This is a genomic window from Serratia sp. HNCC26DJ244, from assembly GCF_057180565.1.
In genome coordinates this window covers 195,287-208,071 of the sequence record NZ_JBXUGO010000003.1, presented here as the reverse complement: position 1 = coordinate 208,071, position 12,785 = coordinate 195,287, and the positions used below count along the sequence as shown (strand labels likewise).

Annotated in this window: 15 protein-coding genes; 8 read left to right on the top strand and 7 right to left on the bottom strand. The window is 49.3% G+C overall.

Annotated features, from left to right (window positions below; genetic code table 11):
• Positions 1 to 38: 38 nt before the first annotated feature.
• Positions 39 to 899, bottom strand: a complete 861-nt coding sequence (locus AC2A06_RS04020; RefSeq protein WP_484379441.1) for an MBL fold metallo-hydrolase — start codon at positions 897 to 899, stop codon at positions 39 to 41.
• A gap of 114 nt (positions 900 to 1,013) precedes the next feature.
• Here AC2A06_RS04020 and AC2A06_RS04015 point away from each other — a divergent pair, with 114 nt between their 5' ends.
• From AC2A06_RS04015 to AC2A06_RS04000, 4 genes are read left to right on the top strand one after another with little or no spacing between them, the layout of a single operon-like run.
• Positions 1,014 to 1,355 carry an ArsR/SmtB family transcription factor gene (locus tag AC2A06_RS04015; protein ID WP_023490799.1) on the top strand — a complete coding sequence of 114 codons (342 nt, stop codon included), beginning with the start codon at positions 1,014 to 1,016 and terminating at the stop codon, positions 1,353 to 1,355.
• A complete protein-coding gene (locus AC2A06_RS04010) occupies positions 1,345 to 1,773 on the top strand; it encodes a YeeE/YedE family protein (protein WP_023490798.1) in 429 nt (142 codons plus the stop codon). The genes AC2A06_RS04015 and AC2A06_RS04010 overlap by 11 nt, the downstream gene beginning before the upstream one ends.
• A 38-nt stretch (positions 1,774 to 1,811) precedes the next feature.
• Positions 1,812 to 2,243, top strand: coding sequence for a DUF6691 family protein (locus AC2A06_RS04005; protein WP_023490797.1), 432 nt, complete (start codon positions 1,812 to 1,814; stop codon positions 2,241 to 2,243).
• Positions 2,244 to 2,284: 41 nt separating this feature from the next.
• On the top strand, positions 2,285 to 3,082 hold the full coding sequence (locus tag AC2A06_RS04000) for a sulfite exporter TauE/SafE family protein (RefSeq protein WP_484379440.1): 798 nt from the start codon (positions 2,285 to 2,287) through the stop codon (positions 3,080 to 3,082).
• A gap of 109 nt (positions 3,083 to 3,191) precedes the next feature.
• Here the strand turns inward: AC2A06_RS04000 and murJ are convergent, their stop codons facing one another.
• The 4 genes from murJ to rimJ form a co-directional block, all read right to left on the bottom strand.
• Positions 3,192 to 4,730, bottom strand: coding sequence for a murein biosynthesis integral membrane protein MurJ (gene murJ, locus AC2A06_RS03995; RefSeq protein WP_023490795.1), 1,539 nt, complete (start codon positions 4,728 to 4,730; stop codon positions 3,192 to 3,194).
• 133 nt (positions 4,731 to 4,863) lie between these two features.
• On the bottom strand, positions 4,864 to 5,781 hold the full coding sequence (locus AC2A06_RS03990) for a Gfo/Idh/MocA family protein (RefSeq protein ID WP_484379439.1): 918 nt from the start codon (positions 5,779 to 5,781) through the stop codon (positions 4,864 to 4,866).
• Positions 5,774 to 6,418: a YceH family protein gene (locus AC2A06_RS03985; protein ID WP_473197826.1), complete on the bottom strand. Its 645-nt coding sequence runs from the start codon at positions 6,416 to 6,418 to the stop codon at positions 5,774 to 5,776. The genes AC2A06_RS03990 and AC2A06_RS03985 overlap by 8 nt, the downstream gene beginning before the upstream one ends.
• Positions 6,419 to 6,426: 8 nt before the next feature.
• Positions 6,427 to 7,011 (bottom strand): ribosomal protein S5-alanine N-acetyltransferase, encoded by a 585-nt coding sequence (gene rimJ / locus AC2A06_RS03980; protein ID WP_473198011.1) that lies wholly within the window; start codon positions 7,009 to 7,011, stop codon positions 6,427 to 6,429.
• A 158-nt stretch (positions 7,012 to 7,169) separates the two neighbouring features.
• Here rimJ and mdtH point away from each other — a divergent pair, with 158 nt between their 5' ends.
• The 3 genes from mdtH (at position 7,170) to AC2A06_RS03965 (ending at position 9,800) form a co-directional block, all read left to right on the top strand.
• A complete protein-coding gene (gene mdtH, locus AC2A06_RS03975; protein WP_484379438.1) occupies positions 7,170 to 8,375 on the top strand; it encodes a multidrug efflux MFS transporter MdtH in 1,206 nt (401 codons plus the stop codon).
• 152 nt (positions 8,376 to 8,527) lie between these two features.
• Positions 8,528 to 9,175 carry a glutaredoxin 2 gene (gene grxB / locus AC2A06_RS03970; protein ID WP_484379437.1) on the top strand — a complete coding sequence of 216 codons (648 nt, stop codon included), beginning with the start codon at positions 8,528 to 8,530 and terminating at the stop codon, positions 9,173 to 9,175.
• 61 nt (positions 9,176 to 9,236) lie between these two features.
• Positions 9,237 to 9,800, top strand: coding sequence for a lipoprotein (locus tag AC2A06_RS03965; protein ID WP_484379436.1), 564 nt, complete (start codon positions 9,237 to 9,239; stop codon positions 9,798 to 9,800).
• 111 nt (positions 9,801 to 9,911) lie between these two features.
• On the opposite strand, the gene AC2A06_RS03960 is transcribed toward AC2A06_RS03965, so the two are convergent.
• Positions 9,912 to 11,003: a DUF4431 domain-containing protein gene (locus AC2A06_RS03960; protein WP_484379435.1), complete on the bottom strand. Its 1,092-nt coding sequence runs from the start codon at positions 11,001 to 11,003 to the stop codon at positions 9,912 to 9,914.
• 74 nt (positions 11,004 to 11,077) lie between these two features.
• Between AC2A06_RS03960 and AC2A06_RS03955 the strand changes: the two genes are divergently transcribed.
• Positions 11,078 to 12,061 (top strand): DUF4424 family protein, encoded by a 984-nt coding sequence (locus AC2A06_RS03955; protein ID WP_484379434.1) that lies wholly within the window; start codon positions 11,078 to 11,080, stop codon positions 12,059 to 12,061.
• A gap of 99 nt (positions 12,062 to 12,160) precedes the next feature.
• Here AC2A06_RS03955 and AC2A06_RS03950 read toward each other — a convergent pair whose 3' ends face one another.
• Positions 12,161 to 12,757, bottom strand: a complete 597-nt coding sequence (locus AC2A06_RS03950) for a TorD/DmsD family molecular chaperone (protein WP_484379433.1) — start codon at positions 12,755 to 12,757, stop codon at positions 12,161 to 12,163.
• Positions 12,758 to 12,785: the final 28 nt, after the last annotated feature.

Here is a 12,785-nt window from a genome sequence, read left to right as displayed (position 1 = left end):
CAATACCTTCCTGTTTCAGGCAACAATAACCTGCACAATTACAGATGATTTAAAGGAATTTTGATGTAATGGATACCGTTATCCTCTGCGGGTGGGAATTCACCCGCGCGGATATTGATCTGGATGGACGGCAACAGAAGCACAGGGACGGCCAGCGTTTTGTCCCGCGCCTGCCGCAGCGCCACAAACGTAGCCTGAGTGTTACCATCATGGACATGAACATTACTCTTTCGCTGTTCAGCGACTGTCGTTTGCCATTGGGCTTCTCGGCTTGAAGGAGGATAGTCATGGCAAACATATAGACGTGTTTCAGCAGGAAAACTGAGGATCTTGCGGATGGAGTGATAGAGCTGCTGCGCATCCCCGCCGGGAAAATCACAACGCGCGGTTCCTACATCCGGCATAAACAGAGTATCGCCAAGGAAAATGGCATCACCCACCTTAAATGCCATATCGGCTGGCGTATGACCAGGAACATGCAAAACCTGCACGTCCAATGACCCTAGCGCAAGAATTTCCCCGTCTGTCAGCAGATGGTCAAACTGTGAACCATCCAGAGCAAAGGTCTGTTCAAGATTAAAAATGGTCTTGAATATCCGTTGAACTTCAACGATTTTTTCGCTGATGGCGATTTTACCGCCTACCTTCTTACGTAAATAGTGGGCTGCCGAAAGATGGTCAGCATGAGCATGCGTCTCCAACAACCAAGTTATGGTCAGTTGCTGCTGCTTCACATAATCAATCAACCGATCAGCTGACGCCATCCAAGTCCGGCCAGATTTCGGATCATAGTCCAGAACAGGGTCAATAATGGCCGCTTGCCCTCCAATCTTCTCAGCTAACACATAACTGATGGTACCGGTAGTCGGCTCGTAAAAACCTTCGATAAGTGGGGACATGACAAACTCCTTATCTGTACCTTAGATAGCTTGTTTTTAACCGATGTTGCTTTAATTATACAATAATATATTATATAAATATATATAGTATTCTCATGACGTGAAAGAGGACCAATGAATAACGCGTTAATTGATCAACAAAAAATGCGCGATGCTGCCAGTACAGCGGCTGGCGTATTGCGCACCTTGGCTAATGAAGACCGCCTGTTGCTACTGTGCCACCTCAGTCAAGGGGAAGCCTCGGTGGGGCAAATGGAAAGTGCACTGGGGATTGGTCAGCCAACATTGTCACAACAGTTGGGGGTGATGCGCCGCCAGCAACTCGTCGCCACACGCCGTGAAGGAAAACAGATTTTCTACCGTATCGATGACCCCAATGTATTGATATTACTGAGTACGCTATACCAACTTTACTGTCCAAAAGATCAAACAGGAGGTGTTAACCATGACCATTAATCTGGTGCAATTTACCCCACTTATGAGTTTCTTCGGTGGGATCCTGATCGGAGCTGCAGCCTGGATATTGATATTCTTCTGCGGGCGTATCGCCGGCATCAGCGGTATTATCGGCGGGTTACTCTCCTCAAACACCACCGATCGTGGTTGGCGCCTGGCTTTTCTGATTGGCATTATTGCCTCACCGCTGCTGTATGGTCTTTTCCACCCTCTTCCCGCTAGCGAAATTTCAGCATCATGGCCCATCGTGATTATTGCTGGGCTGCTGGTTGGTGTCGGTACGCGTTATGGGTCTGGGTGTACCAGTGGCCACGGCGTCTGTGGATTGTCACGTTTATCCCCCCGTTCACTGGTGGCTACGCTGACGTTTATGGGAGTGGCATTTATCACTGTTTGGCTGATGGGCTTACTGGGTTAGAAGTCTGTGCTCACTCGTTAACTTTTTTAGGGGGATATATGAATCTGTTTTTTTCACTACTGGCAGGACTCGTATTTGGTATTGGATTACTGGTTAGCGGCATGGCGAATCCCGCCAAGGTAATTGGCTTTTTAGATATTACCCGCGTCTGGGATCCTTCACTGGCTTTTGTCATGGGGGGAGCTATCAGTGTGGGTTTCTTCGCCTTTCGTTCGGTGAAGCGCCGCACCCAATCTGTTTGTGGTGGCAATATCAACCTGCCAACCAGCAAACAGATTGATAAGCGTTTAATCGGGGGGGCTATCCTGTTTGGTATTGGCTGGGGGTTGGCGGGTATTTGCCCCGGTCCTGGGTTGGTCCTGCTTGGTGCTGGAATCACTAAAGGTATTGGTTTTGTGGTTGCCATGCTCACTGGCATGCTGCTTTTCGAACAAATTGAGAAAGCCAGAGCGAAACGTCAGGCAAAGTAATATTGACCGATGCACGATCAGTCACACAACAGGAATGAACCATGACCCTCTCGTTACTATTAGCGCTATGCGTGGGGATGGTGCTCGGCATCACGGGTGCCGGTGGCGGAATTTTTGCTATTCCCGCACTGATGATGGGCATGGCATGGGCTCCGCAACAGGCAGCTCCGGTGGCCTTGGTGGCCGTTGCCGGAAGTGCTGCCTTGGGAGCAATCGAAGCCTGGCGCAAAGGATTGGTTCGTTACCGTGCCGCCATCGTGATGACGCTGGCGGGGATCCCCATGACAGGTGTTGGGTTATTCGTTGCCCAACGCACTTCTCCCACATTACTGACCCTACTGTTTGCAGCTGTGTTGCTGACCATCGCGTGGAGATTAATGCGGACGCCGATGATAGCAGTCACCCATACTTACCCTGTTGTACTGGATGAACAAACCGGGCGATTTATCTGGGTGTTAAATACCTGGCTGCTGTTTCTCGCTTTTGGGGCGATAACCGGTTTTATGACCGGGCTATTGGCGGTGGGGGGCGGTTTTATTATTGTCCCTTTACTACGCCAATTTTCTCCCTTGTCGATTCACCATTGTATTGCCACTTCATTGCTGGTGGTGGCCATGGTCAGTCTCGGCGGGATTGTGACGGCAATGATGCAGGGTGCCACCCTGCCGTTACCATTCACGCTGTGGTTTATGATCAGTATGGTAACAGGCATGTTTATTGGCCGCAGGGTAAGTCATTATTTACCTGAGCCGATGGTGCAAAAAGGATTCGCCGGGCTACTGATCATCGTCGCCCTTGGGATGGTATTTAATGCGGTGATAACAAAGCCCATCGGCTAACAACCGTCAATGGGCAATAAAAGACACTGGCAAGCCAAAGAAAGTAGCGCTGGAAGCCGCGCTTAAACTGGGGTGACGGCAAAACCTGGGATTCCGGCGTAGAACCCCATTACTGTACTACCCGGCGCGAAAAATCTCTTGGTCGGAAACCTAACAGGCCCAAAGTTGCAAAGTAGGCAACGATACCCGCCACCACCACCAGTGATAAGCGTAACAAGCGTATTGGCATGTGCCCCTGAGACCAGTCAGGCATCAGCCACATAACCCCCAGCAGCACCGCCGACATCACCAATACTGCGGTGATCAGTTTAACGAGAAATATTCCCCACCCGGGTTGCGGCTGAAAGATCTGCTGTTTACGCAACTGCCAGTAAAGCAGCGACGCATTCAAACAGGCTGCCAGACCAATCGACAATGAAAGCCCAGCATGCTTTAACGGCCCAATAAACATCAGGTTCATCACCTGGGTCATAATCAAGGTAATAATGGCAATCTTCACCGGGGTTTTAATGTCTTGCCTTGAGTAAAACCCTGGAGCCAACACTTTAACCACAATCAACCCCATCAACCCCACCGAATAGGCCACCAAGGCACGTTGAGTCATCAGCGTATCAAAATCGGTAAATTTGCCATATTGGAACAGAGAGGCGATCAGCGGTTTAGCCAGAATACCCAGAGCAATGGCACTTGGCAGCGCCAGTACAAAACATAAACGCAAGCCCCAATCCATCAGGCGGTTATATTCTTCGTGGTTACCACTGGAGAAGCTCTTTGCCAATGACGGCAGCAAAATCGTGCCTAGCGCTACCCCCAGCACCCCAGAGGGGAACTCCATCAAGCGGTCCGCATAATACATCCAGGATACCGAACCCGAGACCAGGAACGAGGCAAAGATGGTATTGATAATTAAAGAAATCTGGCTGGCGGAAACGCCGAGGATCGCCGGCCCCATCAGGCGCATCACCCGCCATACCCCCGCATCATTCAACTTCAACCGTGGCAGCACCAACATGCCGATTTTTTTCAAATGGGGTAATTGGTAGCCCAGTTGCAGTATGCCCCCCACCACCACCGCCCAGGCCAACGCCATAACCGGCGGGTGAAAATAGGGCGCGGCAAACAGGGCAAAACCGATCATGCTGACGTTTAACAGCGTGGGGGCAAAAGCCGGAATCGAAAACCGGTTCCAGGTATTAAGAATAGCCCCCACCAAAGAAGCGAGGGAAATCAATAGAATATAAGGAAAGGTGATGCGCAACAGGGACGACGTCAACGCAAATTTATCTGGCGTATCGGTAAACCCCGGGGCGGTAATATAAATCACCCAAGGGGCCGCCAACATACCAAGCAAGGTCACCAGCGCCAACACCAAGGTCAACAAACCAGCCACATAGGCCACAAAGGTACGGGTGGCCTCTTCCCCTTGTTGGCTCTTGTATTCGGCCAAAATAGGAACAAAGGCTTGGGAGAATGCTCCCTCGGCAAAAATGCGGCGTAACAGATTAGGCAATTTGAATGCCACAAAAAATGCATCCGTGGCCATCCCTGCGCCAAAAATACGTGCCACAATGGCGTCACGTATAAAACCTAGCACCCGCGAAAACATCGTCATCGAGCTAACGGCTGCCAGTGATTTAAGTAGATTCATGCGGTTTTTCTAATTGAGTCTGACGGATAAATGTCAACGCCTGCATTGGCAGGCGTCAGTGGAATAACCGTAGTCTACGGGGGGAACAAGGTAATAGCTACTACCATCTATCACGGTAAATATCACGGCAAAGTTACCTCACATCACCAAGCATTTTTTCGATCACCTGTTGCGCGTAAATGGCCTGTTCACCGCTGGTTTCCGGCGTGGTCTGGTTACTCACTGCCTGAATAAAGTGCTGCACCGCCCCTTCAAAGCCGCGCTGGGCCAAAAGGGTTTGCCAGCCAGGTACCGGTTGCTCAACAATGCCTTGTCGGTCTTCACGCGACCATTGGCGCATCTCATCCACTTGATAGACTGCGCCTTCCGTCACCGCTTGCACCCTCTCCCGCTGACTTCCCGCCTTACGGTGCATACTGGTGGTGATTAGGGTTTCACCAGCAGAAAAGTGGTGCTCGGCATAGCACATTTGCCCGGCATCATTAGCCCGCAAGCAACCACTGAGCAAATTGGCTGAGCCACCGGCTAGCCAGATTGCCGTATCCACCACATGCAAATAATCGTCTAATAGTGTGAAACAGAGATCCTTTGGCCCGACACTATCTGCCCGGTGCTTATCCATACGAATTGACGCTGGCTGCTGCATTTGCTGTTTTAATTGGCGATACAAGGGGGCAAAACGGCGATTAAAACCGACCATCAACGCCTTGCCCTGTTTGTTTGCCAGCTCGATCAGTTGCTCACTTTGCGCCAAGGTTTCAGCCAAGGGTTTATCAACATAAACATGGACCCCGGATTTAAGTAATTCCCCTACAACCTGAAAATGGCTGGCGGTGCTGCTATGTACAAAGACCGCATCACACTGTTGCGCCAAGCTATCAAGCCGTGGAAAACAGTGCATACGGTAACTATCGCAAACTTGCTGTGCTCTCTGCTGATTGGGTGAGAAGCCGCCCACCAGTTGCCACTCTACAGCCCGGCTAAGCAAGGGCAGATAGGCTTTTTGCGCAATCCCCCCCAACCCAACCACGCCGATGCGTAATTTACTCATGCTCCCCCCGGGTCAGGAGTTGCTGCAATTGTTGCTTTAATTCCGCCACGTTGGCTTCCAACACCGCCACCCGTTCTGCCAGCGAGCCATTAATCGGCGTGGTTTCTTCTGCTGGGGCTGCCTCGATCTCCCCGCTGAAAAGATGCATAAATCGGCTTTCCCGTTTACCCGGCTCACGAGGTAAACGTACCACAAACGGACCATCGTCACGGGCAGTCAATTGCTGCAAAACCGCTTCCACCTCACTCACATCACCGAACTCATACATGCGGTTGGTACGGGTACGCAATTCACCGGGCGTCTGTGCGCCACGCAGTAGTAAAGTGGTGATCACGGCCAATTCCGCCGGTGATAACTTCAGTTGACCAAACTCTGAATTGCAAAAACGCTGCTCATATTTGACCACCCGGTTACCGAAGCCACTCAACGTACGCAAGAAATGTTTTCTCAGCAGTAAATCGAGAATTTGCTGTACCTCGTTTTCCGCCAACTCCATCACCGGCTCGCGGTTAGTTTTCTGGTTACAGGCCAGGGTAATGGCATTTAAGGAAAGCGGATACTGTTCGGGCGTGGTCACCTGCTTCTCCAGTAGGCAACCAATGACTCTGGCTTCTTTACCATTTAATTCATATTTCATTTACGGCCTCAGCTTGGTGATAACCACTCTTTATGGGTCAACGCGGTCAGGACATGATCTTGCCACTGTCCGTCAATTAATAGGTAGTCCTTGGCATAACCCTCACGCTCAAAACCTAACCGCGCCAACAAGGCACCGCTGCGTTGATTGTGGGGCATATAGTTCGCCATAATGCGATGCATCCGCTGTTGCCGTTGCATATAACGAATAGCAGACTGCAACGCTTCATACATCAACCCTTGCCCCTGCCATTTTGCGCCTAGAGAATAACCCAGAAAACAGGCATGAAATGAACCACGCAGGACATTACTGAAATTAGCCACGCCATAGACTTCATGTTCATCAGGGTCGAGCAAAATAAAATAATAAGCCGCACCCTGTTTTTGCATCTCAGTGATCATCTCCAGCCGAACCTGCCAACCGGAGGGATAGCAATGACTCTCATCCCGTGTCGGTTCCCACGGTTTGAGGAATGCACGGTTTTCGGCATAATACTCTGCCAGGCGGTGGGCATCTCTTTCGTAAACTAAACGAACCACCAGCCGATCGGTGGTTAAGCGCACTTTCGGTGATGCTGAACGATAGCCAAACATCATATCCCCTGCAGTCAAAACAGTTTTTTTAGAGTATATAATTATTATTGATAAAAAAATATTTTCCCTGCCCTCTAGCGGTCTTCTGCCATTAAGTAGAGTATAAACGGTAGGTCTTTATTCCCTTCTTTTCACTTATTATATTGCCGTGGTGAAGCATGTCCCTGGTATCACAAGCTCGGAGCTTCGGTAAGTATTTCTTACTGTTAAATAATCTGTTAGTGGTTTTAGGCGTTTTTGTGGTCTTCCCGCTGATTTCCATTCGTTTTGTCGACCAACTCGGCTGGGCTGCGGTGGTGGTTGGGGCGGCGCTGGGTCTGCGCCAGTTGATCCAGCAAGGCTTGGGCATCTTTGGTGGGGCCATTGCTGACCGTTTTGGTGCCAAACCGATGATTGTCACCGGCATGTTGCTCCGCGCGGCGGGCTTTGCCACCATGGCCATGGCGGATCAACCATGGATATTGTGGTTGTCCTGCGCCCTTTCCGCGCTTGGTGGCACTCTGTTCGATCCCCCCCGTACCGCGCTGGTCGTCAAGCTCACTCGGCCACATGAACGTAGTCGTTTCTATTCACTTCTGATGATGCAAGATAGTGCCGGTGCAGTCGTCGGCGCGTTAATCGGTAGTTGGCTTTTACAATATGACTTCCATTTTGTCTGCTGGACCGGTGCCGGTATTTTCATGCTGACTGCCGGTTGGAATGCTTGGTTACTGCCCGCCTATCGTATTTCCAGCATCCGCGCGCCGATGAAAGAAGGCATGATGCGGGTAGTGCGTGATCGCCGTTTCGTTATCTATGTGCTGACACTCACCGGCTATTATATTCTGGGCGTTCAAGTGATGCTGATGTTACCGATTATTGTGAATGAGGTGGCTGGTTCAGCCTCTGCGGTTAAATGGATGTATGCCATTGAAGCGGTGCTATCTCTCTCATTGCTTTACCCATTGGCACGCTGGAGCGAAAAACGTTTCCGTTTGGAACAGCGTCTGATGGCAGGTTTGCTGATAATGACCGTCAGCCTGTTACCTATCGGTTTTGTGAATAGCCTACAGGTGCTTTTTACCTTGATTTGCTGTTTTTATTTAGGAACCATCATTTCAGAACCGGCCCGGGAAACATTAAATGCCTCATTGGCTGATCACCGAGCGCGCGGCAGTTATATGGGCTTTAGTCGCTTAGGGCTGGCCTTGGGTGGGGCATTAGGTTATACCGGTGGTGGCTGGATATACGATACCGGTCACGCCTTGGGTAGGCCGGAATTACCTTGGTTCCTGTTAGGACTAGTAGGCTTTATCACCTTATTTGCCCTATACTGGCAGTTTAATCCCCGCACGGCGGCACCTGCGGTACTACGTGGTGGCTGATGCCCCAAAAAGATTAAACCAGCAATAGAGATTATACCCGCGCTCATGCGAATTTTAGCCAGACGACAACAGAGTAACGCTCACCACTGAGCCCCTCTGCAATTCCAATGATAACGGGGATATCACCCTCAAGCCTGATTATGGGAGCTAATATGAAACTATTTATCTACGATCACTGCCCATTCTGCGTTAAAGCACGCATGATTTTTGGCCTGAAAAATCTGCCAGTGCGGCTGGTCACCTTACTTAATGATGATGAACATACACCGATCAGCATGATCGGCCAAAAAATGGTACCGATCCTGCAAAAAGACGATGGCAGTTATATGCCAGAAAGCATGGATATCGTTCATTATGTCGATAATCTGGATGGCAAACCGCTTCTGACCGGGGAAACCAACCCTGCAATCAGTGAATGGTTAAAACAGACAAGCAGTTTTAGCGGTAAGTTACTCTTCCCCCGTATTGCCACTGCTGATTTTGAAGAGTTTGCTACTGACAGCGCTCGCCACTACTTTACCGAAAAGAAACAGGCTTTTGCAGGGGATTTTACTACGCTACTGGCTGATAGCGCCGATTATATTGTGCAACTGGAAGAAGCACTGCAACAGCTTTCGCCACTGATCCACTCCCCAGATGCGGTGAATGGCACGCTTTCAGCAGACGACATTCATCTCTTCCCACTGCTACGCTCACTGTCGATTGTGGCCGGTGTCACCCTGCCCAGTAACGTCGAAGCCTACCGTAACCGTATGGCACAACGTAGTGACATCCCACTGCTATTTGATATGGAGCAATAGACTTCTACGTTATAACTCTCTTAACCCAGAGCAATTCTGTTAACCGCTTTATGAGGCATGAATGAAAAAGATCCTGATGGGTGTCGTTGCCCTGATATTTGCCGGTGTTCTTACCGGTTGTACTCCCCTGACTCAATACACCGTCAGCGAACAGGAAGTGAATGATTACCTGCAGAAACACAATAATTATCAAAAACAGATCGGCATCCCCGGTGTCGTCGACACCAATATTGTTCTTACGCAGTTACAAAGCCAAATTGGCCGCACTGAACCGGGTAAAGTCACCCTGACCGGCAATGCCAAGGTCGACATTAGTTCGATTCTTGGGCCACAGACCGCTGAGTTGCAACTGACATTAAAAGCACAACCGGTTTATGACCGTGAGAAAGGCGCCATTTTTCTTAAAGAGTTGGAGTTAGTGGATTACAAAGTTCAGCCAGAGAAAATCGATACCGTGGTAAAAGCGTTGATACCTTACTTGAATCAATCGCTGAAAGCTTATTTCGATCTGCAACCGGTGTTTGTGCTGAACACGCAGGACAGCAAAGTCCAAGAATTAGCACGTAAATTTGCTAAGGGTTTGGAAGTGAAGCCAGGTCAGTTGGTGATCCCGTTAACTGATTAAAATGCGTAGCAGCCCCCGGGTTATGCGGTTAGAAATTGGCTGATTTGCCAGTAATTCACCCATTTGACCTCCTTGCCAGGAGGTCAAATGGACTGTACAGACCGCTCTGATCTACTGTGCAGTGATACGGAAAATGTTGTTCAGCACTAACGGCGTATGATGAGCGGAACTCAGTGCTAATGAAATATCGCCGCCCACCACCACTTTCTTGCCAAGCAACGCAGTGAATGCTGCTCGTTCCTCTGCGCTAAGCATCAACTGCATCTGCGTATTCCAGTCAGGCTGGGCAACATCAGCATCGCGAACACAAGCCAGTGGTTGGTCCAAGGCAATCACCCAGTAGGAATCACCGCCGGTGCCTTGCTCACGCAACAGACCACTCAACCTGAGGGTATCCCCTGCCTGCACACAACGTTGTCGCAAACTGTTAGCGGTCTCGGCCAAATACCCGTCTAAAATCCAGTGATTATACAACGGCCAGTGAACTGTCGATTGCTGCGTTAAAACCATATTTTCTGGTATGGTACGCCAAGTTCCTTTATCTGTTTTTTGCAAAATAACGTCAATCTCACCTCTCTCTTCACTATAGCGGCTGAGACTATCTCCGCTCGCTTTACCAAAGAAACGCGCATAATTTTCGCTGGCACAGAGTTCGGTCACCACGAATTTCACTGCTGGGTGTGGGACATTGAGCGTTAAAGTATTAACGTCACCTATATAGCTGTCACGCAAACCATCCAGAATCTGAGTCCGTAATGGATCGTCTTTATAAACTGGCTGGCATATGTTCTTGCGCCCCTGCGCTTCCACCTTGTTCTGCACCGTCTGCCGTTGCAACACCGTCCCGTTATCATAGAAACAGTGTGCCTGTTCTGGTGCTGCTACATCATTATCCAAGTTAACCGCACTCATCCAACCTTTGTCTGTACGGATCAGAATGCGATCATAAACATGATATTGGTTATTTTTGCCCGCCAGAAATTGATTACTTGGGTCCTTTAACAGCCCGCAAAAATAGGCAATATCGCCTTTACTTGAAATCTGCTTAATATAAAACAGGGTATCAGCCAAATTAAGTTCTTTACGCAGATCCTGAGCGATATTTTGCCGGGTATAGCTATCTTTCTTCAGCAGTTCCATATCTCCGTCACCCGCATAGCTATGGGCGCAAAGTAGTAATAACAAAAGTAAGCAATAACGCATCCCTTAACCCCTCGAAGAACAGCTGTTTTCCCGTTATGATAAATGCCCTGCTACTTAACTGGAATCATTTTTATATGCAAGCAAGGCAAGGTGTTGTTTTCCTGTTGCTACTCTTGTGCAGCTTCGCCCAGGCCAATGATAGCGCATGGGGGGATGTTAACGGTTCAATTAAGCTGATGAAACAAAGTGATATCAGCATGGCGAAAGAACGGCTCTCTATCAGTACCGAGCGCATCAACGTCGATTATCTATTCGTTAATCACGGCCAACAGGATGTTGTGTTACCCATGGCGTTCCCTATGCCAGAAATCATCCAAAACCAGGGAGAAGATCGCGCCGCTGGTATCAGTAACTTTAAGCTCAGTGTAAATGGTAAATCGGTGGAAACGGAATCCCGTTGGGTGGTTACACTGCATGATAAACAGACCGGACAAACTGAAGATATTACCGAGAAAATGCTACAGACAGGCTGGACAATTCCAAAATTACGCCAGACATTACACTATGATGATGGTTTTATTTACAGAGATGACGAGAAGCTGCCGCAACTCCCCGCTGAATGGTTTGACCATGACTACCCTCGTTTTACTCTGCAGCAATTTTTCCTTTGGCAGCAAGCCTTCCCCGCAGGGAAAGAGGTTATAATTCAACACAGTTACACGCCTAGCCTGTCTACTGGCGTGCCAACAAGTTTTAAGTGGATTCTAGGTGATGGCACCAAAGACAATGAAGGGAATAAGTGCTTAAACACCACAAACCTTGACCAATTAAAAAAATTGTCCATGACAATTCCCAAACAAAACAGCGATAGCGATGATACCTATGTGGACTGGGAGCAACTGGACTATATCCTGACAACCGGTGCTAACTGGCGAAATGGGGTTATTGAGGACTTTACCCTGCGCATCCACAAAAATGCGCCTGATGATGTGGTCGTCACCTGTTTTAAACACCCACTGACACAGGTTGACCCACTCACGCTGGAGTTTAAGCAACAGAACTTCAAACCGGAAAACGACCTGAGTATCACCTTCTATTCAAACCCGTGGGGTAAATAAAAGCGCCGCTAATCGGCTGATACAAGATGCAGGATAAAACACCGGGTTTTATCCTGCAGTTAGAAATATGGGGTCTCTGCCCACCCCTAATACATCGACTCACTCTGTTTCGTCAGGCTCACTGTCTTGTTGCTCTTGTTGCTCTTGTTGCTCATATTCCGCCAACTCATCACGCATTGCAGCGATAGCATCGCGAGTCATTAGCGCCAGCGTGCGATAAAAACCGCTGGTGGCATGGGCTTCAACCTTGCCAAGAAAACGACCACACCATGGCAACAGAAACTGATCGAACAGGGTAATTTGTGCCTGTACTTCATCTTCCTGTGATTGATCTTCCAGCCAGGAAGCGGCCAACAGCAGTAAACCAAAGTGATCAGCAGGGGCATCACCTAATGGCATCCCACGCTGTTGCAGGAACTGGCGTACCTCCATTTCACTGGCATCGGCAACATAAGCCGAGCGGAATGGGGAAACGGCACATTCACTACCAACAAACAGGGCATTAAAATCCACAGTTAGTAGAGGATCATTGGCATGCTGTTGTAAACGCGCTAATAACTCATCCTGTTCCAGCGGCCAATTCTGTTGCAACTTTCCTTCTGTTATCAGGGTAAACAGCGGTTGCAACAGGGGGTCTTGCGGCTGACGATAAAACAGCGAGCCCAACACCCGGCAAACAACGGAAAACTCATTCATGGGCAAATCCTATTCTCAGACCAAAATT

What these genes read in the sequence shown, in the direction of transcription:
- AC2A06_RS04020 (WP_484379441.1), bottom strand. Translation starts at nt 899, where the DNA reads ATGTCCCCACTTATCGAAGGTTTTTACGAGCCGACTACCGGTACCATC.
- AC2A06_RS04015 (WP_023490799.1), top strand. Translation starts at nt 1,014, where the DNA reads ATGAATAACGCGTTAATTGATCAACAAAAAATGCGCGATGCTGCCAGT.
- AC2A06_RS04010 (WP_023490798.1), top strand. Translation starts at nt 1,345, where the DNA reads ATGACCATTAATCTGGTGCAATTTACCCCACTTATGAGTTTCTTCGGT.
- AC2A06_RS04005 (WP_023490797.1), top strand. Translation starts at nt 1,812, where the DNA reads ATGAATCTGTTTTTTTCACTACTGGCAGGACTCGTATTTGGTATTGGA.
- AC2A06_RS04000 (WP_484379440.1), top strand. Translation starts at nt 2,285, where the DNA reads ATGACCCTCTCGTTACTATTAGCGCTATGCGTGGGGATGGTGCTCGGC.
- murJ (WP_023490795.1), bottom strand. Translation starts at nt 4,730, where the DNA reads ATGAATCTACTTAAATCACTGGCAGCCGTTAGCTCGATGACGATGTTT.
- AC2A06_RS03990 (WP_484379439.1), bottom strand. Translation starts at nt 5,781, where the DNA reads ATGAGTAAATTACGCATCGGCGTGGTTGGGTTGGGGGGGATTGCGCAA.
- AC2A06_RS03985 (WP_473197826.1), bottom strand. Translation starts at nt 6,418, where the DNA reads ATGAAATATGAATTAAATGGTAAAGAAGCCAGAGTCATTGGTTGCCTA.
- rimJ (WP_473198011.1), bottom strand. Translation starts at nt 7,011, where the DNA reads ATGTTTGGCTATCGTTCAGCATCACCGAAAGTGCGCTTAACCACCGAT.
- mdtH (WP_484379438.1), top strand. Translation starts at nt 7,170, where the DNA reads ATGTCCCTGGTATCACAAGCTCGGAGCTTCGGTAAGTATTTCTTACTG.
- grxB (WP_484379437.1), top strand. Translation starts at nt 8,528, where the DNA reads ATGAAACTATTTATCTACGATCACTGCCCATTCTGCGTTAAAGCACGC.
- AC2A06_RS03965 (WP_484379436.1), top strand. Translation starts at nt 9,237, where the DNA reads ATGAAAAAGATCCTGATGGGTGTCGTTGCCCTGATATTTGCCGGTGTT.
- AC2A06_RS03960 (WP_484379435.1), bottom strand. Translation starts at nt 11,003, where the DNA reads ATGCGTTATTGCTTACTTTTGTTATTACTACTTTGCGCCCATAGCTAT.
- AC2A06_RS03955 (WP_484379434.1), top strand. Translation starts at nt 11,078, where the DNA reads ATGCAAGCAAGGCAAGGTGTTGTTTTCCTGTTGCTACTCTTGTGCAGC.
- AC2A06_RS03950 (WP_484379433.1), bottom strand. Translation starts at nt 12,757, where the DNA reads ATGAATGAGTTTTCCGTTGTTTGCCGGGTGTTGGGCTCGCTGTTTTAT.